This window comes from Ollibium composti, from assembly GCF_004801285.1.
Lineage (GTDB): Bacteria > Pseudomonadota > Alphaproteobacteria > Rhizobiales > Rhizobiaceae > Mesorhizobium > Mesorhizobium composti.
Genome location: NZ_SSNY01000001.1, coordinates 167,962 through 193,592, shown reverse-complemented (window position 1 = coordinate 193,592; position 25,631 = coordinate 167,962). Strand labels below are relative to the sequence as shown.

Below are 25,631 nucleotides of genomic sequence, written 5' to 3'. Positions count from 1 at the left end.
ACTCCGTTTAGGCGCGCGGTGCTCTACGCTTGCTGCAACGCAATATCAAGTACCGCTGCGTCAGGCCACCCCGGAGCGGCCGATCCGCACTACCAGCCACAGGCTTTGAGATAGCGACCGACCGTACCGGCCATGCCGTGCTCCAGCGCATCCGCCGTCAGGCCGTGGCCGATCGAGACCTCGGCAAGGTCGGGAATGCGCCGCATCAGCGCCGGCAGGTTGGCGACGGTCAGATCATGGCCGGCGTTTACGCCGAGCCCTGCCGCACGCGCCGCCTCGGCCGTTTTCTCCAATCTTTCCAGTTCCCTGCCGGCCTTTGCGGAATCGGAATGGCAACTACCGTAGGGCCCTGTATAGAGTTCGATGCGATCCGCGCCGGTGTCGCGCGCAGCTTTCACCGCCGTGGGATCGGGATCGGCGAACAGCGAAACCCGGAACCCTCCCTTCTTCAGGCGCTTGACGATCGGCGTGAGGAACGCCGCCTGCGCGGCAAAGTTCCAGCCGTGGTCTGACGTGGCCTGCGCCGGGTCGTCGGGCACCAGCGTCACCTGCTCGGGCTGGTGCTTCTCCACCAGTTGCAGGAAATCCTCGCCCGGATAGCCCTCGATGTTGAATTCGGCCCGGGGAAATTCGTCGTCGATCAATGCGCGAATTTCCGGCAGGTCGGAAAAGCGGATATGCCGCTGGTCGGGGCGCGGATGCACGGTCAGCCCGTGCGCGCCGGCGGCGAGCGCGATGCGGCCGAGCCCCGTAACGCTCGGCCACGGCAGGTCGCGGCGGTTGCGCAGCATGGCGACGGCGTTGAGGTTGACGGAGAGCTTGGCGGGCACGGCTGGCCTCCCGATACGGTGTGCGCGGCATCTATACTGCCTTTGCCGGGAACAGACAGCTGATTTGTGTGTTCCAGATCGGTCAGCGGCCGAACGAAAGGACCGTCCGTGAACTTTCTCGAAGATGTGCCGGTCGTGCGCCGGATCGACACGAACCGCGACGACCTGTTCGCCGTAGAGCTTGTCGGTCACGTCCGCGCGCCCGATGTCGAAAACCTGTTCGGCCTGTTCGAGGCGGCCTGCGCGCAGCATTCCCGGATCGACGTGCTGGTGCGCCTTGTCGACCATGACGGCGTCGACTGGGCCGATATCGCGGCCGATACGCTCAAGCAGGGCAGCGCCGAGGCGGCGAACCATGTCGGCCGTTGCGCCTTAATCGGAGAATCAAGCTGGAGCAACCGGATGCAAGGCTGGCTCGCCGCCCCCTCGACCGTCGAAATCCGCCACTTCCCGGCCACCGGCGAGGCCGACGCCTGGGCATGGCTCGACGCGCACGAAAAGCCGGCGGACGTATAGCGCGAATGTGACAGGAAGGCACGAGCGCTTCAGCGCACCACCGTCAGCCGTTCCGCCGCTCTTGTGATCGCGGTGTAGAGCCAGCGCTGGCGCGTATCCTTGAAGGCGAAGCTTTCGTCGAACAGCACCACCTCGTTCCATTGCGAACCCTGTGCCTTATGCACGGTCAGCGCATAGCCATAGTCGAAGTCGTCGAAGCGCTTCTTCTGCTGCCAGGGCACTTCCTCGTCCGGATTCTCGAAAGCGGCCTTGAGCAGCTTGATCTTGGCGACGCCCCGGTCCGGATCGTCCTCTTCCGGCGAGACGAGCAGGTTGATGCCGGGCTTCACCGTCTCGCGGGAAGAAGTCATCACCTTCCACAGCGAGCCGTTGAGCAGGCCCTTGGCTGGATCGTTGCGCAGGCACACCAGCTTGTCGCCGGCCTGCGGGTAGTCGGCGGAAAAACCCTTCAGTTCGCGCAGACGCTGGTTGTAGCGCCGCCGCGTCCGGTTGGTGCCGACCAGCACCTGGTCGGCCCGCAGGACAAGATCCTGGTTGACGTCCTCGCGGCCAATGACCTGCGCGGTACCATAGTCGCCGCGCATGAACTCTCGCCCCTCGCGCACGTCGAGCGCCAACCGGATGATCGGATTGTCGCGCGCCTGGCGGTGGATTTCGGTCAACAGGTAGTCCGGCTCGTGCTCTGTGAAGAAGCCGCCGCCCGAGATCGGCGGCAGCTGCGCCGGATCGCCCAGCACCAGGATCGGCGTGCCGAAGCTCAGCAGGTCTCGCCCAAGCTGCTCGTCCACCATCGAGCATTCGTCGATGACGACCAGCGCCGCGCGGCTGATGGGGCTCTGGCGGTTGAGCGAGAAGGTCGGATTGATCGAGGTCTTGCCGGTCGTCTCGTCCTCGACTGCCTCCTCGCCGCGCGGCCGGTAGATCAGCGAATGGATGGTGCGGGCGTTGAGCGCGCCCTTGGAACGCAGCACCTGTGCCGCCTTGCCGGTGAAGGCGGCGAACTGCACCTGGCCGTCGACATGTTCGGCGAAGTGACGCGCCAGCGTCGTCTTGCCGGTGCCGGCATAGCCGAACAGGCGAAAGACCTGCGGCCGCCCCTCCTTCAGCCAGCGTCCGACCGCCTTGAGCGCTTCATCCTGTTGCGGGGAAAAATCCATGGAACCGTGAGATCGGATTCGGTCGGCGAAGGCAAGATAGAAGCGAAACACCGCGTCGACTCAGGGAATAGACCCAAGCGACACAGGTAGAACATATAGAGAACAATAAGGTGCCGGCAACCAGAGTCAACGGCCGCCGGCATGGTTTGCCTATTTCTGTTTGTTCTTCTCGATGAACGCCTTGAACGCCTTGCCGAAGGCCACCAGGAATTCTTCGGTGCTGTCGTTGGTGATCTGCCCGGTCCCGTCGAACAGGCTGCCGGTGTTGCCGACATAGGCTTCCGGCTGCGCCATTACCGGCATGTTGAGGAAGGCGAGCGACTGGCGCAGGTGATGGTTGGCGCCGAAGCCGCCGATGGCGCCGATGGAGGTCGAGATGACCGCCGCCGGCTTGCCCATCAGCGCGCCCTGCCCGTAGGGTCGCGAGGCGACGTCGAGCGCGTTCTTCAGCACGCCCGGAACCGAACGGTTGTATTCGGCGGTCACGAACAGCACCGCGTCGGCTGCCTTGATGCGGTCGCGGAGCGCGGTCCAGTCGGAAGGCGGATTGGCCTCCAGGTCCTGGTTGAAATAGGAAACGCCGCCGATATCGAGAAAGTCGAACGTCAGGTCCGGCGTCAGCTTGGCGATGGCGTTCGCCACCTTTCGGCTGAAGGATTCCTTGCGCAGGCTGCCGACGAGAACGGCTACTGTGGTCATGAAACGAACTCCTTGCTTGGGGGATGAAGGGGCTGGACGAAATTCAGAGGGAATGCCGCTTTTCCGGCAAGCCGGCGTCCGGATCGTTCTCCAGCAGGATCGGCTTGCCGTGCGGCGTCGCGTGCGCGGCGCGCTGCCAGGCGGCCGCAAGCGTATCGACATCGGATGGTAGGGCGGCCCCCTTCGCCGCGAGCAGCTTTTCCAGCGCCGTCAGCCACCGTTCGTAATAGTCGTGCCCGTCGGCAGCCGCGTCCGGACGCTTCACTTCCGCCGACAGCGCCTCGGCCCACTCGCCCCATGAAAACAGCCCGGCTTCGTGCAGCGATACCGTCATGGCGAAGGCCTGCGCCTGCCACGGCTCGGCGAAGGCGGGCTCGTCCATCCCCGGTGCCAGCGGCAGGCCGCCGTGCTTACGCGCGCTCAAGATAGCTCTCCCACGCATCGATGGAGACGGTCAGCGTCGGGTCCGCCCCCTCGCCCCACACCTCGCTTCCGTCGAAGACGACGGTGTAAAGCCGCTCAGGGTTCTCCCCCCTTCCATGCGCATTGCTGTCGGGAAGGACGAAGCCGTCATGCACCGCCTCGACCGTACCGATCTTCCCGCGCGCGTAGCGCGGCAGGCGCGTGTGGCCGGTCGGATTGAAATTCTTGGTGCGAACCCGTTCCCCCGCCCGGAAACGCGCCGGCGCGGCGAGCGGCCGGTCGCACGGCCCGCCTTTCGCAAGCACGGCCGGCACGTCGGCCGCCTTCAGCACGCGCTTCGGGGTGGCGGCATCGTCGACGGCTTCCCCGGCGGCGAGATCGGCTTCGCTGAGGAAACCATGGCGCGTCAGCAGCACCTCCAGCGCTCTGGTCCATATCTCGTAATAGGTCGCCGCATAATAGACCGCCGGATGCAGCGATTCGCGCGCGTGCCGGCTCTCGTCCAGGTTCCATGCGCCGAAGGCGCCGGCGGCCAGCGTCACGCCGAGCGCACGCTTTTCCCAGTCCGCGTGAAAGAGCGGCTCCTCCTTTTCGGGCGCGACAGGGCCGAACCCCATCTGGCCGCCGAGGTCCTGCGGTCCGTTCATGTCGGCACCTTGGCTGGCATGCTGGCAAGGCCGGTGCCGATCATGGAATCGCGCGTCACCAGATCGGCAAGCGCCTCCTCGTCCAGCCCCTGGCTGCCTTCGGGCCGCATCGGCACCACCAGATAGCGCAACTCGGCCGTCGAATCCCAGACGCGGACCTTCGTCGCGGCCGGCAGCGTCAACCCGAATTCCTCCAGCACGCCGCGCGGATCGATGACAGCGCGCGAGCGATAGGGGGGCGCCTTGTACCAGACCGGCGGCAAACCGAGCACCGACCACGGATAACAGGAACACAGGGTGCAGACGACGAGGTTATGCGTCTCGGGCGTGTTGAACACCGCCTGCATGTGCTCGCCCTGCCGGCCGGTGAATCCCAGCGAGGCAATCGCCGTCGTTGCGTCGCGCCTCAGCCACTCGGCATAACCGGTGTCGCTCCACGCCTTCGCCACCACTTTCGCGCCATTCCGTGGCCCGACCTTGGTCTCGTAGGTCTCGACGATGGCGTCGATCGCCGCCGGATCGATCAGGCCCTTTTGCGTCAGGATCGTTTCCAGTGCCCGCACGCGTGCGGCCATGGGATCGAGATGGTTGTCGTGATGATGGTCGTCGTGATCGTGGCTCATAAGGCCAAGCTATGGCGGTGAAGGCGCCGCTTCAAGCGCCAACACTCAGCGCAGCATCGGCCACAGCGTCGCCGCCAGCAGGATGCCCATGGCGATGTTGAACCATTTCAGCCGCACCGGATCGGACAGGAAGCCGCGCAGCGCCATGCCGAAGCCGGCCCAGGTCGAGACGCTGGGCAGGTTGACGACACCGAAAATCAGCCCGATCAGCAGGATCGACAGGAATGGCGTCGCCGGATTGGAATAGACCGCCATGGCGGTCACAGCCATCACCCATGCCTTCGGATTCACCCATTGAAAGGCGGCGGCCTCGAGAAAAGTCATCGGCCGCGTCCGCGCCTCGCCGCCGTCGTCGAACGACCGCGCCATGGCGATCTTCCAAGACAGATACAGGAGATAGACGCCGCCGGCGACCTTCAGCGCCGTGTGCAGGACCGGAAACGCGGTCAGCACGGCCCCCAGTCCCAGCCCAACAGCCATGAGCAAAACCACGAAGCCAATGCCGATGCCCAGCATGTGCGGGATCGTGCGGGTGAAGCCGAAGTTCACGCCTGAGGTCAAAAGCATGAGATTGTTCGGCCCCGGCGTGATCGAGGTCACGAAGGCATAGGCCAACAGGGCGAGCAGCGTGTCGGTGGACATTCGCCTATCCGGAAGAGGTTGGATTGTTTTTCCCGGCCGGAAGCCGGCTTGGCGGCGGGCTTTCTACATGCCCTGAGAGCCGCGATTCATCGCCGCCACGCCGGTGCGGCAGATCTCGATCAGGCCGAGAGGGCGCATGATGGCGATGAACTGGTCGATCTTGGAGCTCTTGCCTGTGATCTGGAAGATGAAGTGCTCGGTGTTGGCGTCCACCACATGGGCGCGGAAGGCGTCGGCAAGCCGGAGCGCCTCGACGCGGTGGTCGCCGGTGCCGGCGACCTTCACCAGCGCAAGCTCGCGCTCCAGCGGCCGCTCCTGGCCAAGTTCGTGCGCCCTGACGGTCAGGTCGACCACCCGGTGCACCGGCACGATGCGCTCGAGCTGGTGCTTGATCTGCTCCAGCACATGCGGCGTGCCGCGCGTCACGATGGTGATGCGCGACAGCTTCTGCTCGTGCTCCGTCTCGGAGACGGTAAGGCTCTCGATGTTATAGCCTCGACCGGAGAACAGGCCGATGACGCGCGCCAGCACGCCCGGCTCGTTGTCGACCAGCACGGAGAGCGTATGCGTTTCCGGCTTCTCCGTTTCCTTGGCGATGAAATAGGCCGAACCGGTGGGCTGCTGATGGGCGTTCATTGTTTTCTTTCAAGTTCCTTGCCGTGTTTCGGGATTGGGGGGCGTCGGACCGGTGGTACTGAGGTTGCCCGCTTCGCCTTGCGAATAAACGGATCGTCAAACGTGTAGAAAACCTCGCATCCATCAGAGGAATGCAGATGGAGCGCGTCGGCAAAGTCGAGCCCGCGCCTGCAAGATGCCACCGCGTTCTCGACGGTATTGTCATCCTGGATGGTGATAGAGGTCACCCCCAGGACACGCTCGAAAGCGTCGCATATTTGGTCACGCTTGAAACCGAAGTTGCTGCGTAGCACCCATTCACTTTCAAGCATCACGCTCACCGGAACGAACACCTGCCCGTCGGCAAACACTCGGCGGGCGAGAGCAACATGCTTGCTTCCGTCGTCGACGAGAAACCGCACAAAGATGTTTGTATCAACTGCGCGCGGCATTCCATTTCCGCCTGGCTTCTTCCTCTATCGCGCGTTCCATATCCTTAAGCGTCACCGGAGGACCTTCATATTTGAGGAATCCGGCAGCCTCGTCGAGCGTATAGGTGTTGCGCGTTTTCTTCGGCGATGGCCTGAGAAGGATGACATCGCCGGCGCTCTCGACCTCAACTTCCGAGCCGGCATCAAGACCGTACGCATCTCGCACTGCCTTCGGCAGAACCAGTTGCCCCTTGCTTGAAATCTTTGCCCGCACATTCATTGTCGCGCTCCTGGTAAGACGAAGTAAGACATATACGCCTTACCGCGCCTTACTTCAAATCACACCAGCTCCCGGCCCTTGGCATCGATGGCGTTGGCCACCGCCTCGTCGGTCGCCTCGTCGGGCAGGAGCATCTCGTTGTGCGCCTTGCCGGACGGGATCATCGGGAAGCAGTTGGCGAGGTTCGCCACGCGGCAGTCGAACAGAACGGGCTTCTTCACCGCAATCATCTCCTTGATCGCGTCGTCGAGCTCGTCCGGCTTCTCGCAGCGGATGCCGTGGCCGCCATAGGCCTCCGCCAGCTTGACGAAGTCCGGCATCGCTTCGGTGTAGGAATGCGACAGCCGGTTGCCGTGCAGCAGTTGCTGCCACTGGCGCACCATGCCCATGTACTGGTTGTTGAGGATGAAGATCTTGATCGGCGCGCCGTACTGCACCGCGGCCGACATCTCCTGCATGGTCATCTGCACCGAGGCGTCGCCGGCGATGTCGATGACCAGCGCGTTCGGATGGGCGATCTGCGCTCCGAGCGCCGCCGGCAGGCCGTAGCCCATCGTGCCGAGGCCGCCGGAGGTCATCCAGCGGTTCGGCTTGTCGAAATGGAAGTGCTGCGCCGCCCACATCTGATGCTGGCCGACCTCGGTGGTGATGTAGGTATCGTGGTCCTTCGTCAGCGCGAACAGCCGCTGGATGGCATATTGCGGCATGATGACGTCGGGGTTCGGCTTGTAGGCGAACGAGTCGCGCGCGCGCCACTTGGCGATCTGCTCCCACCACGGATAGAGCGCCTTCTTGTCGGCCTTGGCGGTCGCCCGCCACAGCCGCACCATGTCCTCCAGCACATGGCCGACATCGCCCAAAATGCCGATATCGACGCGCACGTTCTTGTTGATCGAGGACGGGTCGATGTCGATGTGGATCTTCTTCGAATTCGGCGAGAAGGCGTCCAGCCGGCCGGTGATGCGGTCGTCGAAACGCGCGCCGATGCACACCATCACGTCGCAGTCGTGCATGGCCATGTTGGCTTCGTAGGCGCCGTGCATGCCGAGCATGCCGAGCCAGTTCTTGCCGGAAGCCGGATAGGCGCCCAGCCCCATCAGCGTCGAGGTGATGGGAAAGCCGGAGAGTTCGACTAGTTCGCGCAGCAGATGGCAGGCCTCCGGCCCGGAATTGACGACGCCGCCGCCGGAATAGATGACCGGCTTCTTCGCGCCGGCCATCAGTTCGACCGCCGCCTTGATCTTGTCGAGGTCGCCCTGGACCTTGGGCTGGTAGCTGGTGCGCGGCGCCGTCTGCGGCGGCTCGTAGAGGCCGGTGGCGAACTGCACGTCCTTCGGAATGTCGACCACGACCGGGCCGGGCCGGCCGGTGGTGGCGACGTGGAAAGCTTCATGAATGGTGCGGGCGAGATCGTTGACGTCCTGAACCAGCCAATTGTGCTTGGTGCAGGGCCGCGTGATGCCGACCGTGTCGCACTCCTGGAAAGCGTCGGAGCCGATCAGGGACGTCGGCACCTGGCCGGTCAGGCAGACCAGAGGGATGGAATCCATCAGCGCGTCCTGCAGCGGCGTCACCGCATTGGTGGCGCCGGGGCCGGAGGTGACCAGCATGACGCCGGCCTTACCGGTCGAGCGCGCATAGCCTTCAGCCGCATGGCCGGCGCCCTGCTCGTGGCGCACAAGGATGTGCTTGACGTCGTCCTGCTGGAAAAGCTCGTCGTAGATCGGCAACACGGCGCCGCCCGGATAGCCGAAAATGTGCTCGACGCCGTTGTCCTTCAGCGCCTGCACCACCATCTCGGCGCCCGTCATCTCGCGCCGCTCGCTTTGTCCGTTGCTCATCGATCCGTTCCGTCTTCTGTCGCTTTTCCAAGCGTTTGGTGGTCGTTTAGTCCTGTTTCGGGCAATAAAAAAGGCCCCCGGAGGGAGCCTGTGTGTCGCGCATGGGGTGCTGTCGCCCGGCGGTTACACCGCCTTGCCCACGCGCCTTCCTACGAGAATGAGTGCCGTCTTCATGGGCGCGGACAATAAGGGCGCGGATACCCCCGCGTCAATGGCCGATTTTCGTTTCTGCGAAAACCGGGCCTGTAACGCGTGAAAGCGCCGAAAATCCGGCCCGATCCAACTAACCCATTGAAAACAGGCCTAACTTTTTGGGGGCGTGACGCCGCGATTTTTGCCCCGATACTGCTTGGCGCCGATCGGTCGAGGAGCCGATCGCCGATCAAGCCAAGACAACCGGGAGGAACTGATGCTCGACAAGGCGCCGAACAAGAAACTCTCCGATCTGCTCGACACGTTCGGCGCAGCCCTTGCCGCCGGCGACATCGACAAGGCGGTCGCCTGCTTCCAGGACGATTGCTACTGGCGCGATCTGGTGACCTTCACCTGGAACCTGAAGACGATGGAGGGCAAGGACCAGGTTCGCGCCATGCTGGAAAGCCAGATCGCCGGGACGAAACCTTCGCATTGGCGCATCGCCGAGGGCGAGGACGCCACCGAAAGCGACGGCCTCGTCGAAGGCTGGATCAGCTTCGAGACGCAGGTGGCGCGCGGCTTCGGCCACATCCGGCTGAAGAACGGCAAGATCTGGACACTGCTCACCACCATGGCCGAGCTGAAGGGCTACGAGGAGAAATCCGGCTTCACCCGCCCGCTCGGCGCCAAGCACGGCCACGGCAAGGACCGCAAGAGCTGGAGAGAGGAGCGCGAGGACGAAGTCGCCGAACTCGGTTTCTCCAGGCAGCCCTACGCGCTCATCATCGGCGGCGGCCAGGGCGGCATCGCGCTCGGCGCGCGGCTGAGGCAACTCGGTGTACCGACAATCATCATCGAGAAGAACGAGCGGCCCGGCGATTCCTGGCGCAAGCGCTACAAGTCGCTCTGCCTGCACGATCCGGTCTGGTACGACCACCTGCCCTATATCGACTTCCCGAAGAACTGGCCGGTCTTCGCGCCGAAGGACAAGATCGGCGACTGGCTGGAAATGTACACCAAGGTGATGGAGCTGAACTACTGGTCCTCCACCACCGCCAAATCCGCGAAATACGACGAGAAGGCCGGCGAATGGACCGTCGTCGTCGAGCGTGACGGCAAGGAAATCACCTTGAAGCCGAAGCAGCTGGTGCTGGCCACCGGCATGTCCGGGAAGGCGAACTGGCCCAAATACAAGGGACAGGACATCTTCAAGGGCGAGCAGCAGCATTCCTCGACCCATCCCGGCCCGGAGAACTATCGCGGCAAGAAGGTCGTCGTCATCGGCTCCAACAACTCCGCCCACGACATTTGCGCGGCCCTCTGGGAAGGCGGCGCCGACGTCACAATGGTGCAGCGCTCGTCCACTCACATCGTGCGCTCCAACACGCTGATGGATATCGGCCTCGGCGCCCTCTATTCCGAGCAGGCCGTGCAGAACGGCATGACGACGCGCAAGGCGGACCTGATTTTCGCCTCCCTGCCCTACAGGATCATGCACGAGTTCCAGATCCCGCTCTACGAGCAGATGCGCGAGCGCGACAAGGACTTCTACGACGCGCTCGAAAAAGTCGGCTTCATGCACGACTGGGGCGACGACGGCTCGGGCCTGTTCATGAAGTACCTGCGGCGCGGTTCGGGCTACTACATCGACGTCGGCGCCTGCGACCTCGTCATCGACGGTTCGATCAAGCTCAAGACCGGCAAGGGCGCGGCGGTGCAGGAACTGACCGAAACCGGCGTGAAATTCGTCGACGGCACCGAACTGCCGGCCGATCTCGTCGTCTACGCCACCGGCTACGGCTCGATGAACGGCTGGGCCGCCGACCTGATCTCGCAGGAAGTCGCCGACAAGGTAGGCAAGGTGTGGGGCCTCGGCTCGAACACCACCAAGGACCCCGGCCCGTGGGAAGGCGAGCAGCGCAACATGTGGAAGCCGACGCAGCAGCCCGCGCTCTGGTTCCACGGCGGCAACCTGCACCAGTCCAGGCACTATTCGCAGTACCTTTCACTGCAATTGAAGGCCCGGCAGGAAGGCATCGCGACGCCGGTCTACGGCCTGCAGGAAGTCCACCACAAGGCCTAGCGGCTCGCGTCTCCGAGGCGGCGTGGCGTCGCCTCGGGCCGTTTGCATCGCATTTTCCTTATCGCGTTAACGGCATCTGAACCACGCCGCCACACGCGGGCTTAACCCCGTGCGGTCTACAGTCGGATCGGTGGGGTAAGGGAAAATACGGTCCATGTTCGTCGAACGTGAAGCTTCCGGCGGCGAGACGACATCGCAGGAACGGCGCGATGCCGGCCAGAGCGACAAGCGCATCCTCGGCAACGTCGTGCGCTGTGACGGCGCGCGCGCCACGATCGCCGCCTTCGCCGACGACGCCGAAGGCGCGGTGACGGCTCAGTGGAAAGTGGGCCGCATGATCTCCATCAACCTCGGCTCCACCCGCACCGTCGGACTGGTCTACGCCATCGGCAAGTCGGACCTGGCCTGGAACGCCGAAAGCCAGAACCCGATCGAGGTGTCGGTCGAACTCATCGGCGAGGTGCGCGACGCGACCGAACCGGGCGGCAAGCCGGTGTTCGACCGCGGCATCACCAACTATCCCCATATCGGCGCCATCGCCCACTATATCCGCAACCGCGATCTTCAGGCCGTCTACGATCTCGCCGGCCGGCGTTCCATCACCGTCGGCTCGCTGTCGCAGGATGAAGCGGTCGACGCCAACATCGCCATCGACGACACGCTGGCGCGCCATTTCGCCGTCGTCGGCACCACCGGTGTCGGCAAGTCGACCGCCGTCTCGCTGCTGTTGCGCAAGACGCTCGCCGCGCGGCCGGACCTGAGGGTCCTGATCCTCGATCCGCACAACGAGTTCGCCGCCTCCCTGTCCGAACACTGCGTCAGGGTGGATACCGCAAGCCTCGACCTGCCGTTCTGGCTGTTCAGGCTGGAAGAATTCACCGAGGTGCTTTTCCGCGGCCGTGAGGCCGTGCCGGAGGAAGTCGATCTCCTGCGCGACCTCATCCCGGTGGCCAAGAACCTCTATCGCAATCCCAATGCCGGCATGTTCCTCAAGCGCGGCGTCGATGCGCTGACTGCCGACACGCCGGTGCCTTACCGGATTGCCGACCTCGTCCGACAGATCGACGAGCGTATCGGCATGCTCGAAAGCAAGAACGACCGCCCCGCGCTCAAGGCGCTCAAGACGCGCATAGAGCAGGCGTCCGCCGATCCGCGCTACCGCTTCATGTTCAATTCGAGGCTGATCGAGGACACCATCCACGAAACGATCGGTAACATCTTCCGCGTGCCGCATCACGGCCGCCCCGTCACCTGCTTCGAGATGGCGGGCATGCCCTCCGAGGTGGTCAATTCCGTCTGCTCGGTGCTGGCGCGGCTCGCCTTCGACCTGGCGCTGTGGAGCAGCGGGCGGCTGAAACTCCTGCTGCTTTGCGAGGAAGCGCATCGCTATATGCCGGCCGACAGCAAGCTGGGTTTCGCTCCCACACGCCATGCGCTCTCGCGCATTGCCAAGGAAGGCCGCAAATACGGCTGCTATCTCGGCATCGTCACCCAGCGCCCCGGCGAACTCGACCCGACGATCCTGTCGCAATGCTCTACGGTCTTCGCCATGCGGCTGGCCAACGAGCAGGACCAGGCCATCATCCGCTCGGCCATCGCCGACTCGTCCGCCTCGACCCTGTCCTTCCTCTCCTCGATGGGCCAGCGCGAAGCGATCGCCTTCGGCGAGGGCGTCGCCACCACCATGCGGCTGAAGTTCGAGAAGCTCGACCCCGCCCTGATCCCCGGATCAGTGAAATATGCTGGCGACGTTCCGGCCGATCCGTCTGGCGGCGACGTCGATCTGGCGGCGATCGTCGGCCGCTTGCGCAATGCGCCGAAGCCGCAGCCGGCCACCACCTTCACCGAGATGGCCGACACCGACCGCCAGGCCGGCGATCCCGGCTATCGTAAGCCGGCCGCGCCGGGCATCCAGCCGAGCGACGACTTCGACCTGCGCTACGGCCTGAAGCCCGCCACCTTCGGCATGCGCCCGCAGAACGAATAACGGTAGTCCGCAACCCTCCTTCTCCCCGTTCACGGGGAGAAGGTGCCCGAAGGGCGGATGAGGGGCAGAGCCGACCTCGACAAGCAGGCGCCGCCCCTCACCTGCCTGCCGGCATCCTCTCCCCGCAGGCGGGGCGAGGAAAGAAGCTTCAACGGGATTTCAGGCGCTGATGCGGTTGCGGCCCTGCCGCTTGGCCTCATAGAGATGACGGTCGGCGCGGCGGTAGAATTCGTCGGCCGTTTCCTTGCGATTCCATACGGCGAGCCCGACGCTGGCGGTGACAGCCAGTCGTACATTGCCCGAGAGCACCGCCATGCCGGCGATCGCCTTGCGGATGCGCTCGGCGAACCTTGCCAGTTGCTCGGCATCCATGTTGGGTGCCACCACGGCGAACTCCTCGCCGCCCAGCCGCGCCACCACGTCGTGATAGCGCGTCATGTCCATGAGGCACCGGGCCACCGCCTTGAGCACCTCGTCGCCGATGTCATGGCCATGCGTGTCGTTGATCTGCTTGAAATGATCGAGGTCGAGGATCATCAGGCCCATCGGCTTGCCGATGCGGCGGAACTCCTCGAGGTATTCCTTCAGCGCATCGTCGAAATAACGGCGGTTCTGCATGCCCGTCAGGCCGTCGGTCAGCGCGGCCTGCTCCAGCGTCTCCGAACGCGCCGAGAGCGATTCGGTCATGACGCGCAGCTTCGCCTCCTCCTTCACCTGCCGGCGGATCAGCGGATAGATGAAGAAGACGCCGAAGAAAAACGCTGTGGCGATCAGCACGCCGATCGCGAACAGCAGCTTCGAAAGATAGGCGATGTCGGTGTCATGCGACGGCCCGAAGTCGCCCGCCGCGGTCTGCATGAAGTCGAAAGCATGCAGCGTCACCAGGCCGGCGGCCAGGATCACGAAGATGAACACGAAGAAGGCCGACTCGGCCTGGTGGAAACGCATCTGCCGCCCGCGAGAAGGAATGCCAAGCCCTTATGACACCAAGGGGCTTACGAGGTCCTTAATTCCGGCAACTTGAACGCGAAATTTTCCCAAAGCGCAACATGCAGCCGGTTGTATCCACAGCGACGCGTCAGATCGTGGTTTCCATATCGTCACCGGGCCTGAGGCGCCGCCACTCGCTGCCGAGCTGATGCCGGAACCAGGTCGCCTGCCGCTTGGCATATTGCCGCGTGGCGATCTTGGCGCGCTCGATCGCAGCCGCAGCGCTCATTGTGCCGGCCAATGCCGCCTGGAGCTCGCGCACGCCGATCGCCTTCATAGCCGGCAGCGCCGGGTCGAGGCCGAGTGCCGCCAGTTGGCGTACCTCCTCCAGCGCTCCGCCGGCGATCATCGCGTCGAAGCGCCGTTCGATCCGGCCGGCAAGTGCCGCGCGATCCGGCTCGATGACGAGGAAACGGGCGCTGGCGCGGTCGATCAGCGGCGCCGCGCTATCCTTCTGCCACGCCAGGATGGAACGGCCCGACGCCTCCAGCACTTCCAGCGCGCGCACGATACGCTGTCCGTCGGAGGCCCTGAGCTGCCGCGCCGCGTCGGCGTCCAGCCGCAACAGGATTTCATGGAGGGCCGGCGCCCCGCGCTCGTTCATCTCGCGGCGCCAATGCTGCCGGATCGCCGCTGGAATATCCGGCATCTGCGGTATGCCTTCGGCTAGGGCGCGAAAATAAAGGCCCGTGCCGCCGACGAAGATCGCCCGCCGCCCGGCGAGCCGGTCCTCCTCGATCAGGCCAGTCACATCGCGCAGCCACGCGCCGGTGGAATAGGCTATAGAAGGGTGCACATGGCCGTAAAGCAGATGCGGCGCGCGCGACAATTCCGCTCGCCCCGGCCGTGCCGTCAGCACGTCGAGGATCGCGTAACCCTGCATGGAATCGGTGTTGACGATGACGCCGCCGGTCCGTTCGGCCAGATCGAGCGCCAGCGCCGACTTGCCGCTGGCGGTCGGGCCCGCTATCAGGATCGCGTCTTTCACGCGGCCTTTGCCGGCCTGCCCCACCGGATCGTCCATGCCGCTCGTCGCCACGCTCATTGTCCATCCTTCACGCCCGGCGCTCGATGCCGGCCTTGCGAATATGGCGGCGGCCACCGTCGGCGCAAGAGCGATGCGCTGGCTGGACGAAGGCATCGCCTGCGATCTCGAGCTCCCCGCCGGCATCGATGCCGCCTCGGCCACCGCCGCGCTGCGGAAAGCGCTTGCCGGCTCGCCGGTGGACGTCGTCGTCCAACACCAGGAGAATCGGCGCAAGAAGATCCTCATTGCCGACATGGATTCGACCATGATAGACCAGGAGTGCATCGACGAACTGGCGGACGAGGTCGGCCTGAAGGAGCACGTCGCCGCCATCACTGCCCGCTCGATGAACGGCGAGATCGCCTTCGAACCCGCCCTACGGGAACGTGTCGCGTTGCTGAAAGGCCTCGATGCGACGGTGATCGAGCGCATCATCGCAAAGCGCCTGACGCTGGCTTCCGGCGGCGCGGCGTTGGTCGCCACCATGCGCGCCAACGGCGCCTATACCGCGCTCGTCTCGGGAGGTTTCGATGTCTTCACCCGTCGCATCGCCGCCATGCTGGGCTTCCATGAGAACCGCGCCAACCATCTGCTCGAGGCTGACGGGCGCCTTGCCGGCGAAGTCTCCGAGCCGATCCTCGGCCGCGACGCCAAGGCCGCGGCGCTCAGGGAGATCGCCGCACGGCTCGGCCTGACGCCGGCGGATGCCATTGCCGTCGGCGACGGCGCCAACGATCTCGACATGCTGCGGCTGGCCGGCACCGGCGTCGCGCTCCACGCCAAGCCGGCGGTGGCCGCCGAGGCGAAGGTGCGCATCGACCATGCTGACCTGACGGCGCTGCTCTACCTGCAAGGCTACGCTCGCGAGGATTTCGCTACATGAAGCCGATCCGCACGGAACGCCTGATCCTGCGCAACTGGCGCGACGACGACCGGCCGCTGTTCCACCGCATCAACAGCGACGAGCGGGTGATGGAGTTCTTCCCCTTCCGCCGCAGCCGCGCCGAGGCCGACGCCAAGCTCGACGCATTCCGCGCCGAGATCGAGCACGACGGCTTCGGCTGGACCGCCGCCGAGGTTGCGCAGACCGGCGAGTGCATCGGTTTCGTCGGATTGCATAGCGCGGAGAACAAGCCGGCGCCCGCCACAGGCGCGGTCGAGATCGGCTGGCGCCTGGCGCCGGAATATTGGGGCAAGGGCTACGTCAGCGAGGCCGCCCGCGCCTGGCTCGCCTTCGGCTTCGAGACGCTGAACCTCGACGAGATCGTCTCCTTCGCGGTCTGGAACAACACCCGCTCGACCGCCGTCATGGAGCGCATCGGCATGCGCCGCGATCCCGCGCGCGACTTCGACCATCCGGGCGTGCCGGACAGCCACCCGCATCTCAAGCGGCATATCTTTTACGCAATATCCCGTGATGACTGGTTTCAATCGCTGAAACAGAACCCGCCGCTTTCGTGATTCAGCCGGTCCGGATACCGCCATGGCCAACCCGATACCCGTTTTCGTCATCAATCTCGACAGGTCGCCGGACCGGCTGCGCGCCATTCGCGAAAATGCAGGAAAATACGGCATCGAACTGACCCGGATCCCGGCGGTCGACGGCGCCAAGCTGCCTCCCGACCAGCCCCTGCCCGTCGACGGGAAGACGTTCGAACGCATACACGGCAAGCGTATCCTGCCGGCCGAGATCGGCTGTTATCTCAGTCATCTCAACGTGCTGGAGACGATTGCGAAGGGCGACGCGCCCCATGCGGTGATCGTCGAGGACGATGTCGGTTTCAACGCCGACTTCGTTCCCTTCCTGGAGAGATTGCGCACCTTCGAAGGCTGGGATGCGGTGAAGCTGGTCAACCATCGGACGCGCGGCTTCGTCGCGCACGCGCGGATCGATGATTCCGTCCGCATAGGCCGCTGCGCGCACGGGCCGTGCGGAAGTTCGGCTGCCTATGTGGTGACGAAGGCCGGCGCTGCGCGCCTGCTTGAGGCGTTGAGCCCGATGTGCCTGCCATATGACGTCGCCCTGGAAAGAGGTTGGGCCGGCAAGGGCTATGCGATATTCTCCACCGACAAGGCCCAGGTCGCCCTCGGTCCCGCCGAAGCAAGCACGATCGCGGCGACGGCCGGCGTCTACAAAAAAGCCGCCTTTCCGGCGCACAGGCGGATAGGGACGCTGATCTTCCGGATTAGCGATTATCTTCGGCGTATAGTCTTCGCACTCCAGCGGAAAGATCTTCATCACATCCAATGAACGTAACCAGGAACTTTCTTCTTCGGCGTCGTATCGACCACTGGGTCTTGTTCGGCGGCGCCGTGGCTCAGGCTGTTCGCAACGGTTTCTCCGCCCTGGCGACCTTTGCGTTCTCCTGCATCGGTTTCTACCTGTGGGCAGGACGGCACAGATCGGTCCGCCCTCTGTGTAGCCCCTATCACTGGCTTGCGCTTTGCTACGTCGCCTGGTCCTGCGGCCTGATCCTGCTGCGCAGCGAACATCCGCTCCACGATCGGCAAATGAGCTATTCGCTGCTTTGCGGTTTCTTTGCCTTTTGCGGAGCCGGGATGGTGCTGATCGCCGACCCTTTGCGAAGCTTCGTGCTCGGATCACGGGTGGGAGTCGTCGTCGCCTTCGCCATCGGCTTGGGCTATGCGCTCTTCGAGCCGATAAGGCAGGGGATGGGCGGGAACGAAGCCGTCTTCGCCTTCACGGCGGCCATATCGACGCTCACCGCCGCCATTCCCCTCAAGGCGCCGCCACGCTGGGCGCCGAACGGCCCCTACTATCTGATAGCAGGCTCCCTTGCCGTTCTGTTTTCTGAAACCAGGGCGGTCTTCGTTCCCTTGCTGCTTGCCGCATTCGTCGAAATCGGATGGACGTTCCTGACCCGTCCGGGACGCTTCAAGTCTATAGCGCTGCTGGCGACGGCCGCAGGAATAGCCGTTCTGGTGGTGGCCATGCCCGTGATGAGAGATAGTCTGTACGCCCGTCTCTATCCGCTAATCGACTACACGCTGCCTGACCAGGCGACCGCCGACCAGAATGTCCTTTCGCAATCCGACATGGTCAGGGCCTACCTCTGGAGCGGAGCGGTAAAGGTCATCGCCGCACATCCGATTGTCGGGGTCGGGTCCGAAGCGAAGATGCGGGAGATCATAGCGGCACAACCATCACCCGCGGAACGGCCGATTCTGGAAGCCTTCATCCACACCCACAATGCCGTCCTGGACGAATTGCTGAACGATGGCGCCGTCGGGCTGATCATCATGATCGGCCTGTTCGGGTCGATCGCGAAGTATCTTTGGGCGGGTTGCGCAAACAACGCGGAAAGAAGGAACCTTCTCTACTTCCTCCTGATCTCCCTATCCTACGGGATGTTTCACAACCCGCTTCTGCATGAAATGACGATCGCGACGATCTTCCTCTACCTTGGCGTGTTGCATGCCACTGCCGCGCGACGGCGCCGCAGACGGCGAATTGGCCTTCCGGTTTCAACGGCCGAAACCTCACCCCTGCCGGCATAGGCCACACGGTTCCCGTTTCCACGCCAACGTGAAGCGCGCCGACCGGAACCGTTATTCCCCGGTCCGGTCGACGGTGAGGCTCAATCCATCCGGATCGTCACGAAGCGCAGCTCGCCGGTCTTCGACGCCAGCATCAGCAGCGCGTTCTTGCGGCCCTGCTCCTTGAGCGCGCCGATGCGGTCCATGACATCCTTCGGCGTCTTGACCGATTCCTGCGCGATCTCGGTGATGACCTCGCCAGGCTGGATGCCGCGTTCGGCGGCCGCCGAATCCTTGGCAACGTCGGTGACGACGACGCCGGAGATATCGGGCGCGATGCCGAACTTGCTGCGCGCATCGTCGTTCAGTTCGCCGATCGTCATGCCGAGCACGGAAGCGGTGGCGACCTCGGCGCCGTTGTCGCTGCCATTGTCCTCGCCGGCCGCGCCCTCCTCGCTGCCGGCCAGCTTCTCGCCGTCCTCGAGGCGGCCGAGCGTGACCTGAACGGTCATTTCCTTGCCCTTGCGCACCAGCTCCACGTCGACGGCCTTGCCGACGGGGCTTTCGGCCACCACGCGCGGCAGATCGCGCATCTCGTCGATCTCCTTGCCGTCGAATTTGGTGATGACGTCGCCCGGCTGGATCTGGCCGTTGTCGACCGGCCCGCCTTTGATGATGCCGGCCACCAGCGCGCCCTTGGCTTCCTTCATGCCGAGGCTTTCGGCGATGTCGTCGGTCACCGGCTGGATGCGCACGCCGAGCCAGCCGCGCCGCGTCTCGCCATACTGGCGAAGCTGGTCGACCACGCCGACGGCAAGCTGCGAGGGGATCGAGAAGCCGATGCCGATCGAACCGCCCGAGGGCGAGATGATGGCAGTGTTGATGCCGATGACCTCGCCGTTCATGTTGAACAGCGGCCCGCCGGAATTGCCGCGATTGATGGCGGCGTCCGTCTGGATGAAGTCGTCATACGGCCCGGAATTGATGTCGCGGTTGCGGGCCGAGATGATGCCGACGGTGACCGTGCCGCCGAGGCCGAACGGGTTGCCGATCGCCATCACCCAGTCGCCGATGCGCATCGTGTTGGAATCGCCGAACTTCACCGCCGTCAGCTTGTGGCCCTTGGGATCGACCTTGAGCACGGCGATGTCGGTCTTGGTGTCGGTGCCGACCAGCGTCGCCTTCAGCGTCACGCCGTCGGAGAAATTGACCTCGATATCGTCGGCGTCGGCAATGACGTGGTTGTTGGTCACCACGATGCCCTGCTCGGCGTCGATGACGAAGCCGGAGCCGAGCGATTGAACCTTCTGGCTGCCGCCGTCGTTGTCGCCGCCGCGCTTGTTGAAGAAGTCGTCGAAGAAATCCTGGAAGGGCGAGCCTTCGGGAAGCTGCGGCATCGGCACCGCACCCGGCCCCTCGGTGCCCTTCACCGTCTGCGAGGTGGAGATGTTGACCACCGCGCCGAGCAGCTTCTGGGCGAGATCGGCGACCGAGGCCGGCCCGTTGGTCGGCGGCGTCGCCTGGGCGAAGACGGGTGCGACGCTGGTTGCGAGCATTGCCGCGGTCGCGGCCGCGACGACGGTGCGCCTCGCTGCGCGCACAAGGGTTTTGTTCGTCATCGCAGGCCTCCCGGCAGTTTCGAGAAAAGATTCGCTACGCCCAAGATGGCGCGTTGCGTCATGTTGGCAAGAAATGCGGCGCGTTTGCGGCTGCAAGGTCGACGCACCGACAAAATGCAGCCGTATCCGGCCTCATCCGCGCACCAGCCAGACGATGCCGACGCCGACGGCGACCGCAACCAAGCCGGCGACCCGCAGCGCGCCTTCCGGCATCGCCAGAACCTCGCTGGCGAGCTTGCGGGCGAGATTGGGAAAGCCGCCATAGACGACGCCCTCGATGACGAGAACGAGGCCCATGGCGGCCCAGAAATCCTGCACCGGGTCTATTGTCCGGTGGCAGGTTGGGCAGGCGCCAGCGTGGCTGCGCCCGGCTTGGAGCCGGCGGCTGCGGTGCCCTGCGAATCGCGGAAGAAGCGGAAGAACTCCGAATTCGGCGACAAAAGCATCGTCGTGCCGGTGTTGTCGAGCGCCGTGCCATAGGCGCTCATCGAGCGGTAGAACTCGAAGAAGCCCGGATCGCGGTTATAGGCGTTGGCATAGGTGGCGCTGCGCTGGGCATCGCCCTCGCCGCGCAGGATCTCGGCTTCCTTCTGCGCCTCGGCGACGATCTCGATGACCTCGCGGTCGGCGCGCGCGCGGATACGCTGGGCCGCCTCGTTGCCGCGTGCCCTCAGCCTTTCGGCCTCAGCCAGACGCTCCGCCTTCATGCGGTCGTAGGTCTGCTGCGAGACCTCGGCCGTGAGATCGGTACGGCGGATGCGCACGTCGTCGATCTCGAGGCCCAGCGAAGCGGCGTCGGGCCTGAGCTGGTCGCGCACCTCGCGCATCATGTCTGCGCGTTCTTCCGAAAGGGCGGCCTCGAAGCCGCGCAGGCCGTAGACCCGGCGCAGCGCCGCGTCGAGACGCGTCTTCAACCGCTGCTCGCCCAGTTCGATCGAGCCGGACACGGCGGAGCGGAAGACGCGCGGATCGGAAACGCGATAGGCGATGAAAGCGTCGACCTCGTAGAACTTGCCGCCCGAGACCTGGACGCGGATGTTGTCGAGGTCGAAGCGCATCACGCGCTTCTCGATCATCTGCACGTTGTCCGCCTCGAACATGGAAAACGGCAGCTTGAAATAGATGCCGGGCTCGGTCTTGACGTCGACGATCTCGCCGAAACGCAGCACTATGGCCTGCTGGCGGGCGTTGACGACGAAGATCGACGAATAGGCGAGGAACAGCACGATCGCCACAAGGACGGCGATAAAGGGCAGACGGTTGGCCATCACGGCGTCCCTCCGGCGTTCGCATTCGGTGCCTTCGGCGCCACTTCGGGCAGCGGCAGATAGGGCAGCACGCCCTGCGTGTTGCCTTCGCCGAGGATAACCTTGTTGGAATCCTTCAGGACCTTCTCCATCGTCTCGAGATAAATGCGCTTGCGGGTCACGTCCGGCGCCTTGGCATATTCGTCGTAGACCGAGATGAAGCGCTGCGCCTCACCCTCGGCTTCCTGCACGACGCGGTTCTTGTAGGCGGCCGCCTCTTCGCGCACCTGCGCGGCTTGGCCGCGGGCGGCACCCAGCTTCTGGTTGGAATACTGGTTCGCCTGCTCGACGAACTTGTCCTCGTCCTGCTCGGCGCGCTGCACTTCGTCGAAGGCATCGGCCACTTCGCGCGGGGGGGCCGCGTCCTCGATGGAGACGGCGTTGATGTTCAGGCCCGCCTTGTAGCCGTCCAGCGTGGTCTGGATGATCTGGCGCACCGATTCGGCAATGCCTTCACGGTCGTCGCGGAAGATGTCCTGTGCCGGACGCCGGCCGACGGCCTCGCGCATGGCGCTCTCGGCCACCTGCCTCAGCATGCCGTCGGGATCGGAAACGTCGAACAGATACTGTTTCGGGTCGGACACCTGGTAGGCGACGGAGAACTGCACGTTGACGATGTTCTGGTCGCCCGACAGCATCAGGCCGGACGTGCCGGACGAGCGCGCGGCGTCGCCGATGTTGACCAGCTGTTCGGAAATCTTGGCGGTTTCGACCCTGTCGATCGGCCACCAGTGGAAGTGCAGGCCAGGCTCCGAAAGCTCGGCCTTGGGCTTGCCGAAGCGCAGTTCCACCGCCACTTCGTCCGGCTGCACCGTATAGATCGCCTTGAACGCCCACAGCGCCAGAAGCACCAGCACGATCAGGCCGATCAGCGCCGGCGAGGCGCCGCCGCCACCCGGAAGCGCCTGGCGCAGCCGGTCCTGTCCGCGTCGGATGATGTCTTCAAGATCGGGCGGTGTTCCCTGCGGTCCGTTCGGTCCGCGCGGCCCCTGACCCCATGGCCCCTGATTGTTGCCGCCGCCACCCCACGGGCCGCCGCCTCCGCTCTTGTCGTTCCAGGGCATGATGTCCTTTCGCTGGGTTCCCTCTGGGCGCCGGGACGCAACGCCCCGGAACACAACTCCACTGTCCTTCTATAGGGACGCCGCCACGCGCTTTCAACGTGAAGCCTGCCGCTTCGAACCGTTTGAAATGCCGCACCCTGCCGATTGCTGCGGACTGCGGGGCGCTCAGGCGGGTTTCCGCCTGCGTTCGTAGACGACATGGCGCGTCGGATGGCTGTCCTTTTCGCCGGCCGGCACGTCCTCGGCGCTGACGATGCGCCAGGTCTCTGGATCGATCGGCGGGAAGCGCGTATCGCCGTCGACCGCCGCCTTCACATGGGTGATGGAGAGCCGGTCGGCCAGGGGCAGCGCCTGCGCATAAATCTCGCCGCCGCCGATGACGCAGATCTCGTCGACGCCGGCCATGCAGCGCCCCCTCGCCCGCGCCAGCGTCAGCGCATCCGGCAGCGAATGCACCACCTCCGCACCCTCCGCCCGATAGGCGGGATCGCGCGTCACGATGATGTTGAGGCGGCCCGGCAACGGCCGCTTGGGGAAACTTTCCCAGGTCTTGCGGCCCATGACGATCGGCCGGCCCATCGTCTCGGCCTTGAAGCGCTTGAGATCGGTCGAAAGCCGCCACGGCAGGCCGCCGTCACGGCCGATGACGCCGTTCTCGGCGATAGCGACATGAATCACGACGTCCATCAGCCGCCCTTCCCGCTATCCAGATCCTGCGGCCGGTCGAGGAACAGGATATCGATGTCGCGTTCGGGGTCGAAGTCCTTCGCCGTCATCTGAAAGGTCGTCGGGCCGGTCTTCTTCACGCCCTTGCCGCAGAAGGAAACGAGGCTGGCCGGATAGCCCTTGTCCACCGTCAGCTTGAACTTGCCGATGGTGCCGCCGGCCCAGTTACCGCCAGTCGTGAGAATATAGGCCAGCCGGCTCTCGTAACGCGGCGAATTGCCTTCGGGACCGGGTGCGGCCATGGCCTTGCGCACCGCCTTTTCGAAATCGGCATCCATGCAATAGCGCTTCTTGTAGGCGTCGTATTCGCCGTCGAACTTGCCGTCGCCATAGAAGTTCAGCCCGACGGTGCCGCCGAGGCTCGGCTTGTAGCGGTGCGAAACGCGTACCGGCTTGCCCGCCGGGAAGGTGGCGCGCCACCAATAAGTCGACCGCAATTGCCAGTACGGCCGGCGCACCGTCTTCCAGCCCGAACCGTCGTCGAACTCGTCGAGGACGATAATGCCGCGCGCAAGCCAGTCGTCGGCGATAGACTGCGGCAGCTTCGCCAGCGCATCGCTCACGGCATCCCCGAACGGATAGAACGGCACCTTCTGCGCCTTCAGGTCGGCGCTGACGTCGAGGCCGGCGGCGAACGCCCGCTGCTCCAGTTGCGGCGTCAGCGGCTTGCCGTCCATCGTCGCCTCGAAATCGAGGAAATTGTCTCTGTCGTCGGGGATGGAGGGAACCTCGTTCGGGTTGCCCTCGATGTCCGGCATCGGGAAAGCGACGATGGTGTCGATGGCCTTGTCGGTGCCGTTGCGGAACACGTAGTCCACCGTCACCCTGTCGCGCGACAGGAAAAGATCCTCGCTCTCCATGGAAATGGAATCGGAGCGCGCCAGCACAAGGCCGCCCGTTCCCAATTCAGCCACCGAATCGTTGGCCAGCGCCGGTGTGCCCGTCACCACGATCGCCGCCACAGTCAGGAATCTGCGCATCACACCCCTCATGCCGTCAAACCTACCTGCTTGGCTGCCCTTCGCAAGCCTTGTCGGCCAAGTGCGGCGGCATCAAGTCCGCCCACTGGACACTTTCGCCGCCTTCGGGCAGGACAACGCCATGCGAAAAATCCTCGTCGTCGGCATCGGCGCCGGCAATCCCGAGCACCTGACCGTCCAGGCCGTCAACGCGCTGAACCGCGCGGACGTGCTGTTCATCCCCGACAAGGGCGAGCGGAAAAGCGAACTGGCCGAACTCAGGCGCGAAATCTGCGACCGCTTCGTCACCAACCCGGCATCGCGCCGGGTCGAGTTCGCCGTGCCGGTGCGCGCCAGGCCGACCGGTTCCTATCGCCAGACGGTCGACGACTGGCACGCCGCGATCGCCGAAATCTACGAGCGGCTGATCCTGGGCGAGATCGGCGAGGACGGCTGCGGCGCCTTCCTGATCTGGGGCGATCCCTCCCTCTACGACAGCGCGCTGCGTATCCTCGAGCGCGTCACGCGGCGCGGCAACGTCGAGTTCGCGCTGGAGGTCATCCCCGGCATCACCGCCATCCAGGCGCTCGCGGCGGGTCATAAAATGGCGCTGAACCGCATCGGCGATCCGTTCCTCGTCACCACCGGGCGGCGGCTGACCGAGGACGGCATGCCGGACAATGCCGGCACGGCCATCGTGCTGCTCGATGGCCAGCAGGCATTCCTGTCCGTCGCCGACAAGAGTGCCACGATCCACTGGGGTGCCTATCTCGGCACGCCGGACGAGATTCTCCTGTCCGGCCGGCTGGGCGACGTGGAGGAAGAGATCGTGCGGACGAGGGAAGAGGCGCGCTGGCGCCATGGCTGGATCATGGATACGTATCTCTTGAGGAAAGCCGGCAACTAATTTCCACCCACCGCGCCACCCCTCACCTGGCTGCCGCCATCCTCTCCCCGTAAACGGGGAGAGGGGTCTTGGCCGCAACGTCTCGCTATTCGCGAAACGCTGGCGATTAGCGAAACCAGCAGAGCGCGCACCTCGCCCCGTTTACGGGGAGAGGATGGCGGCAGCCAGGTGAGGGGCTGCGCGGTGGGTGGAAATTAGCCAGCAGCTCCGCTGACCTTCACCCCGCCTCGATCTCCGCCTGCAACGCCTCCATATGCGCCGCGGCCGCGGATGCGGCCGCCCGCTCTATCGCCCTGTAGCGGCTGACGACGGCGAGCCCCACCGGCGTTAGCTGCGCGCCGCCGCCCTTACGGCCGCCGGTCTGGGCGGCCACCAGCGGCTTGCCGAACACCCGGTTCATGTCCTCGACCAGATCCCAGGCATGCTTGTAGGACATCTCCATGCCGCGTGCCGCGGCCGAGATCGAGCCGAAGGCGGCGATCTGCTCCAGAAGCTCGATCTTGCCGGGACCGATGCGGCCGTCCGGGTCGAGATTGATGCGCAGGCTCAGCGACGGCATGACGGTCTCCTCGCCTCAGCATAGCGGCCTTCACCGACAGCCGCTATTCCAAATCCGCATAACGCA

General features: G+C 64.8%; 28 protein-coding genes. 8 read left to right on the top strand and 20 right to left on the bottom strand.

Features of this window, described 5'->3' with window-relative positions:
* Window positions 1-89 precede the first annotated feature (89 nt).
* On the bottom strand, window positions 90-830 hold the full coding sequence (locus E6C48_RS00900; protein WP_136353044.1) for a pyridoxine 5'-phosphate synthase: 741 nt from the start codon (window positions 828-830) through the stop codon (window positions 90-92).
* 108 nt (window positions 831-938) lie between these two features.
* On the opposite strand from E6C48_RS00900, the gene E6C48_RS00895 reads away from it, so the two are divergent.
* On the top strand, window positions 939-1,346 hold the full coding sequence (locus tag E6C48_RS00895) for a SpoIIAA family protein (RefSeq protein ID WP_136353042.1): 408 nt from the start codon (window positions 939-941) through the stop codon (window positions 1,344-1,346).
* Window positions 1,347-1,375: 29 nt separating this feature from the next.
* On the opposite strand, the gene E6C48_RS00890 is transcribed toward E6C48_RS00895, so the two are convergent.
* The 10 genes from E6C48_RS00890 to E6C48_RS00845 form a co-directional block, all read right to left on the bottom strand.
* Window positions 1,376-2,503: an ATP-dependent DNA helicase gene (locus E6C48_RS00890; RefSeq protein WP_136353040.1), complete on the bottom strand. Its 1,128-nt coding sequence runs from the start codon at window positions 2,501-2,503 to the stop codon at window positions 1,376-1,378.
* A 150-nt stretch (window positions 2,504-2,653) separates the two neighbouring features.
* Window positions 2,654-3,202 (bottom strand): NADPH-dependent FMN reductase, encoded by a 549-nt coding sequence (locus E6C48_RS00885; protein ID WP_136353038.1) that lies wholly within the window; start codon window positions 3,200-3,202, stop codon window positions 2,654-2,656.
* 43 nt (window positions 3,203-3,245) lie between these two features.
* Window positions 3,246-3,644 carry a nitrile hydratase accessory protein gene (locus tag E6C48_RS00880; RefSeq protein WP_136353036.1) on the bottom strand — a complete coding sequence of 133 codons (399 nt, stop codon included), beginning with the start codon at window positions 3,642-3,644 and terminating at the stop codon, window positions 3,246-3,248.
* Complete coding sequence (gene nthB / locus E6C48_RS00875; protein WP_136353034.1) at window positions 3,613-4,272, bottom strand: nitrile hydratase subunit beta; 660 nt, start codon at window positions 4,270-4,272, stop codon at window positions 3,613-3,615. Before nthB ends, E6C48_RS00880 begins: the two co-directional genes overlap by 32 nt.
* Entirely contained in the window at window positions 4,269-4,895 is a 627-nt protein-coding gene (gene nthA / locus E6C48_RS00870; RefSeq protein WP_136353032.1) for a nitrile hydratase subunit alpha, read from the bottom strand. The genes nthB and nthA overlap by 4 nt, the downstream gene beginning before the upstream one ends.
* Before the next feature lie 45 nt (window positions 4,896-4,940).
* Complete coding sequence (locus E6C48_RS00865; protein WP_136353030.1) at window positions 4,941-5,537, bottom strand: LysE family translocator; 597 nt, start codon at window positions 5,535-5,537, stop codon at window positions 4,941-4,943.
* Between the two features lie 63 nt (window positions 5,538-5,600).
* The gene (ilvN, locus tag E6C48_RS00860; protein ID WP_136353028.1) at window positions 5,601-6,173 is read right to left on the bottom strand and encodes an acetolactate synthase small subunit; all 573 of its coding nucleotides are present in this window, start codon (window positions 6,171-6,173) and stop codon (window positions 5,601-5,603) included.
* Window positions 6,170-6,604: a type II toxin-antitoxin system VapC family toxin gene (locus E6C48_RS00855; protein WP_136353026.1), complete on the bottom strand. Its 435-nt coding sequence runs from the start codon at window positions 6,602-6,604 to the stop codon at window positions 6,170-6,172. Before E6C48_RS00855 ends, ilvN begins: the two co-directional genes overlap by 4 nt.
* A complete protein-coding gene (locus tag E6C48_RS00850; RefSeq protein ID WP_136353024.1) occupies window positions 6,588-6,863 on the bottom strand; it encodes an AbrB/MazE/SpoVT family DNA-binding domain-containing protein in 276 nt (91 codons plus the stop codon). The genes E6C48_RS00855 and E6C48_RS00850 overlap by 17 nt, the downstream gene beginning before the upstream one ends.
* Window positions 6,864-6,922: 59 nt before the next feature.
* A complete protein-coding gene (locus E6C48_RS00845; RefSeq protein ID WP_136353022.1) occupies window positions 6,923-8,704 on the bottom strand; it encodes an acetolactate synthase 3 large subunit in 1,782 nt (593 codons plus the stop codon).
* 409 nt (window positions 8,705-9,113) lie between these two features.
* On the opposite strand from E6C48_RS00845, the gene E6C48_RS00840 reads away from it, so the two are divergent.
* Together E6C48_RS00840 and E6C48_RS00835 are read left to right on the top strand one after the other, a co-directional pair.
* On the top strand, window positions 9,114-10,922 hold the full coding sequence (locus E6C48_RS00840) for an NAD(P)/FAD-dependent oxidoreductase (RefSeq protein ID WP_136353020.1): 1,809 nt from the start codon (window positions 9,114-9,116) through the stop codon (window positions 10,920-10,922).
* A 154-nt stretch (window positions 10,923-11,076) separates the two neighbouring features.
* A complete protein-coding gene (locus tag E6C48_RS00835) occupies window positions 11,077-12,909 on the top strand; it encodes an ATP-binding protein (RefSeq protein ID WP_136353018.1) in 1,833 nt (610 codons plus the stop codon).
* A 159-nt stretch (window positions 12,910-13,068) separates the two neighbouring features.
* Here E6C48_RS00835 and E6C48_RS00830 read toward each other — a convergent pair whose 3' ends face one another.
* Together E6C48_RS00830 and miaA are read right to left on the bottom strand one after the other, a co-directional pair.
* Window positions 13,069-13,857: a GGDEF domain-containing protein gene (locus E6C48_RS00830; protein WP_136353016.1), complete on the bottom strand. Its 789-nt coding sequence runs from the start codon at window positions 13,855-13,857 to the stop codon at window positions 13,069-13,071.
* A gap of 130 nt (window positions 13,858-13,987) precedes the next feature.
* Window positions 13,988-14,944, bottom strand: coding sequence for a tRNA (adenosine(37)-N6)-dimethylallyltransferase MiaA (gene miaA, locus E6C48_RS00825; protein WP_136353014.1), 957 nt, complete (start codon window positions 14,942-14,944; stop codon window positions 13,988-13,990).
* Between miaA and serB the strand changes: the two genes are divergently transcribed.
* The 4 genes from serB to E6C48_RS00805 are packed head-to-tail and all read left to right on the top strand — an operon-like array spanning window position 14,922 to window position 18,445.
* On the top strand, window positions 14,922-15,809 hold the full coding sequence (serB, locus tag E6C48_RS00820; protein WP_136353012.1) for a phosphoserine phosphatase SerB: 888 nt from the start codon (window positions 14,922-14,924) through the stop codon (window positions 15,807-15,809). The two genes, miaA and serB, sit on opposite strands and share 23 nt — an antisense overlap.
* On the top strand, window positions 15,806-16,387 hold the full coding sequence (locus tag E6C48_RS00815) for a GNAT family N-acetyltransferase (protein WP_136353010.1): 582 nt from the start codon (window positions 15,806-15,808) through the stop codon (window positions 16,385-16,387). Before serB ends, E6C48_RS00815 begins: the two co-directional genes overlap by 4 nt.
* Window positions 16,388-16,409: 22 nt before the next feature.
* Complete coding sequence (locus tag E6C48_RS00810) at window positions 16,410-17,177, top strand: glycosyltransferase family 25 protein (RefSeq protein ID WP_136353008.1); 768 nt, start codon at window positions 16,410-16,412, stop codon at window positions 17,175-17,177.
* Window positions 17,174-18,445, top strand: coding sequence for an O-antigen ligase family protein (locus tag E6C48_RS00805; protein WP_136353006.1), 1,272 nt, complete (start codon window positions 17,174-17,176; stop codon window positions 18,443-18,445). The genes E6C48_RS00810 and E6C48_RS00805 overlap by 4 nt, the downstream gene beginning before the upstream one ends.
* Before the next feature lie 80 nt (window positions 18,446-18,525).
* On the opposite strand, the gene E6C48_RS00800 is transcribed toward E6C48_RS00805, so the two are convergent.
* The 6 genes from E6C48_RS00800 to E6C48_RS00775 all read right to left on the bottom strand — a co-directional run bounded on the left by E6C48_RS00800 (window position 18,526) and on the right by E6C48_RS00775 (window position 24,120).
* A complete protein-coding gene (locus E6C48_RS00800) occupies window positions 18,526-20,043 on the bottom strand; it encodes a DegQ family serine endoprotease (protein WP_136353004.1) in 1,518 nt (505 codons plus the stop codon).
* A 132-nt stretch (window positions 20,044-20,175) separates the two neighbouring features.
* Entirely contained in the window at window positions 20,176-20,361 is a 186-nt protein-coding gene (locus E6C48_RS00795) for a DUF2065 domain-containing protein (RefSeq protein ID WP_136353002.1), read from the bottom strand.
* Between the two features lie 5 nt (window positions 20,362-20,366).
* On the bottom strand, window positions 20,367-21,311 hold the full coding sequence (gene hflC, locus E6C48_RS00790; RefSeq protein WP_136353949.1) for a protease modulator HflC: 945 nt from the start codon (window positions 21,309-21,311) through the stop codon (window positions 20,367-20,369).
* Window positions 21,311-22,414 carry an FtsH protease activity modulator HflK gene (gene hflK / locus E6C48_RS00785; RefSeq protein ID WP_136353000.1) on the bottom strand — a complete coding sequence of 368 codons (1,104 nt, stop codon included), beginning with the start codon at window positions 22,412-22,414 and terminating at the stop codon, window positions 21,311-21,313. Before hflK ends, hflC begins: the two co-directional genes overlap by 1 nt.
* A 165-nt stretch (window positions 22,415-22,579) precedes the next feature.
* The gene (locus E6C48_RS00780; RefSeq protein ID WP_136352998.1) at window positions 22,580-23,101 is read right to left on the bottom strand and encodes a dihydrofolate reductase; all 522 of its coding nucleotides are present in this window, start codon (window positions 23,099-23,101) and stop codon (window positions 22,580-22,582) included.
* A complete protein-coding gene (locus tag E6C48_RS00775) occupies window positions 23,101-24,120 on the bottom strand; it encodes a DUF4424 domain-containing protein (RefSeq protein WP_136352996.1) in 1,020 nt (339 codons plus the stop codon). The genes E6C48_RS00780 and E6C48_RS00775 overlap by 1 nt, the downstream gene beginning before the upstream one ends.
* Window positions 24,121-24,241: 121 nt before the next feature.
* Here E6C48_RS00775 and cobF point away from each other — a divergent pair, with 121 nt between their 5' ends.
* Window positions 24,242-25,006 (top strand): precorrin-6A synthase (deacetylating), encoded by a 765-nt coding sequence (gene cobF / locus E6C48_RS00770; protein WP_136352994.1) that lies wholly within the window; start codon window positions 24,242-24,244, stop codon window positions 25,004-25,006.
* Between the two features lie 217 nt (window positions 25,007-25,223).
* Here the strand turns inward: cobF and E6C48_RS00765 are convergent, their stop codons facing one another.
* Entirely contained in the window at window positions 25,224-25,565 is a 342-nt protein-coding gene (locus E6C48_RS00765) for a winged helix-turn-helix domain-containing protein (RefSeq protein ID WP_136352992.1), read from the bottom strand.
* Between the last annotated feature and the right edge of the window lie 66 nt (window positions 25,566-25,631).

What these genes read in the sequence shown, in the direction of transcription:
- hflK (WP_136353000.1), bottom strand. Translation starts at nt 22,414, where the DNA reads ATGCCCTGGAACGACAAGAGCGGAGGCGGCGGCCCGTGGGGTGGCGGC.
- miaA (WP_136353014.1), bottom strand. Translation starts at nt 14,944, where the DNA reads ATGAGCGTGGCGACGAGCGGCATGGACGATCCGGTGGGGCAGGCCGGC.
- nthB (WP_136353034.1), bottom strand. Translation starts at nt 4,272, where the DNA reads ATGAACGGACCGCAGGACCTCGGCGGCCAGATGGGGTTCGGCCCTGTC.
- cobF (WP_136352994.1), top strand. Translation starts at nt 24,242, where the DNA reads ATGCGAAAAATCCTCGTCGTCGGCATCGGCGCCGGCAATCCCGAGCAC.
- E6C48_RS00890 (WP_136353040.1), bottom strand. Translation starts at nt 2,503, where the DNA reads ATGGATTTTTCCCCGCAACAGGATGAAGCGCTCAAGGCGGTCGGACGC.
- nthA (WP_136353032.1), bottom strand. Translation starts at nt 4,895, where the DNA reads ATGAGCCACGATCACGACGACCATCATCACGACAACCATCTCGATCCC.
- E6C48_RS00830 (WP_136353016.1), bottom strand. Translation starts at nt 13,857, where the DNA reads ATGCGTTTCCACCAGGCCGAGTCGGCCTTCTTCGTGTTCATCTTCGTG.
- E6C48_RS00780 (WP_136352998.1), bottom strand. Translation starts at nt 23,101, where the DNA reads ATGGACGTCGTGATTCATGTCGCTATCGCCGAGAACGGCGTCATCGGC.
- E6C48_RS00880 (WP_136353036.1), bottom strand. Translation starts at nt 3,644, where the DNA reads ATGCGTGGGAGAGCTATCTTGAGCGCGCGTAAGCACGGCGGCCTGCCG.
- E6C48_RS00840 (WP_136353020.1), top strand. Translation starts at nt 9,114, where the DNA reads ATGCTCGACAAGGCGCCGAACAAGAAACTCTCCGATCTGCTCGACACG.
- E6C48_RS00815 (WP_136353010.1), top strand. Translation starts at nt 15,806, where the DNA reads ATGAAGCCGATCCGCACGGAACGCCTGATCCTGCGCAACTGGCGCGAC.
- hflC (WP_136353949.1), bottom strand. Translation starts at nt 21,311, where the DNA reads ATGGCCAACCGTCTGCCCTTTATCGCCGTCCTTGTGGCGATCGTGCTG.
- serB (WP_136353012.1), top strand. Translation starts at nt 14,922, where the DNA reads ATGCCGCTCGTCGCCACGCTCATTGTCCATCCTTCACGCCCGGCGCTC.
- E6C48_RS00865 (WP_136353030.1), bottom strand. Translation starts at nt 5,537, where the DNA reads ATGTCCACCGACACGCTGCTCGCCCTGTTGGCCTATGCCTTCGTGACC.
- E6C48_RS00855 (WP_136353026.1), bottom strand. Translation starts at nt 6,604, where the DNA reads ATGCCGCGCGCAGTTGATACAAACATCTTTGTGCGGTTTCTCGTCGAC.
- E6C48_RS00850 (WP_136353024.1), bottom strand. Translation starts at nt 6,863, where the DNA reads ATGAATGTGCGGGCAAAGATTTCAAGCAAGGGGCAACTGGTTCTGCCG.
- ilvN (WP_136353028.1), bottom strand. Translation starts at nt 6,173, where the DNA reads ATGAACGCCCATCAGCAGCCCACCGGTTCGGCCTATTTCATCGCCAAG.
- E6C48_RS00885 (WP_136353038.1), bottom strand. Translation starts at nt 3,202, where the DNA reads ATGACCACAGTAGCCGTTCTCGTCGGCAGCCTGCGCAAGGAATCCTTC.
- E6C48_RS00810 (WP_136353008.1), top strand. Translation starts at nt 16,410, where the DNA reads ATGGCCAACCCGATACCCGTTTTCGTCATCAATCTCGACAGGTCGCCG.
- E6C48_RS00835 (WP_136353018.1), top strand. Translation starts at nt 11,077, where the DNA reads ATGTTCGTCGAACGTGAAGCTTCCGGCGGCGAGACGACATCGCAGGAA.
- E6C48_RS00805 (WP_136353006.1), top strand. Translation starts at nt 17,174, where the DNA reads ATGAACGTAACCAGGAACTTTCTTCTTCGGCGTCGTATCGACCACTGG.
- E6C48_RS00775 (WP_136352996.1), bottom strand. Translation starts at nt 24,120, where the DNA reads ATGCGCAGATTCCTGACTGTGGCGGCGATCGTGGTGACGGGCACACCG.
- E6C48_RS00765 (WP_136352992.1), bottom strand. Translation starts at nt 25,565, where the DNA reads ATGCCGTCGCTGAGCCTGCGCATCAATCTCGACCCGGACGGCCGCATC.
- E6C48_RS00845 (WP_136353022.1), bottom strand. Translation starts at nt 8,704, where the DNA reads ATGAGCAACGGACAAAGCGAGCGGCGCGAGATGACGGGCGCCGAGATG.
- E6C48_RS00800 (WP_136353004.1), bottom strand. Translation starts at nt 20,043, where the DNA reads ATGACGAACAAAACCCTTGTGCGCGCAGCGAGGCGCACCGTCGTCGCG.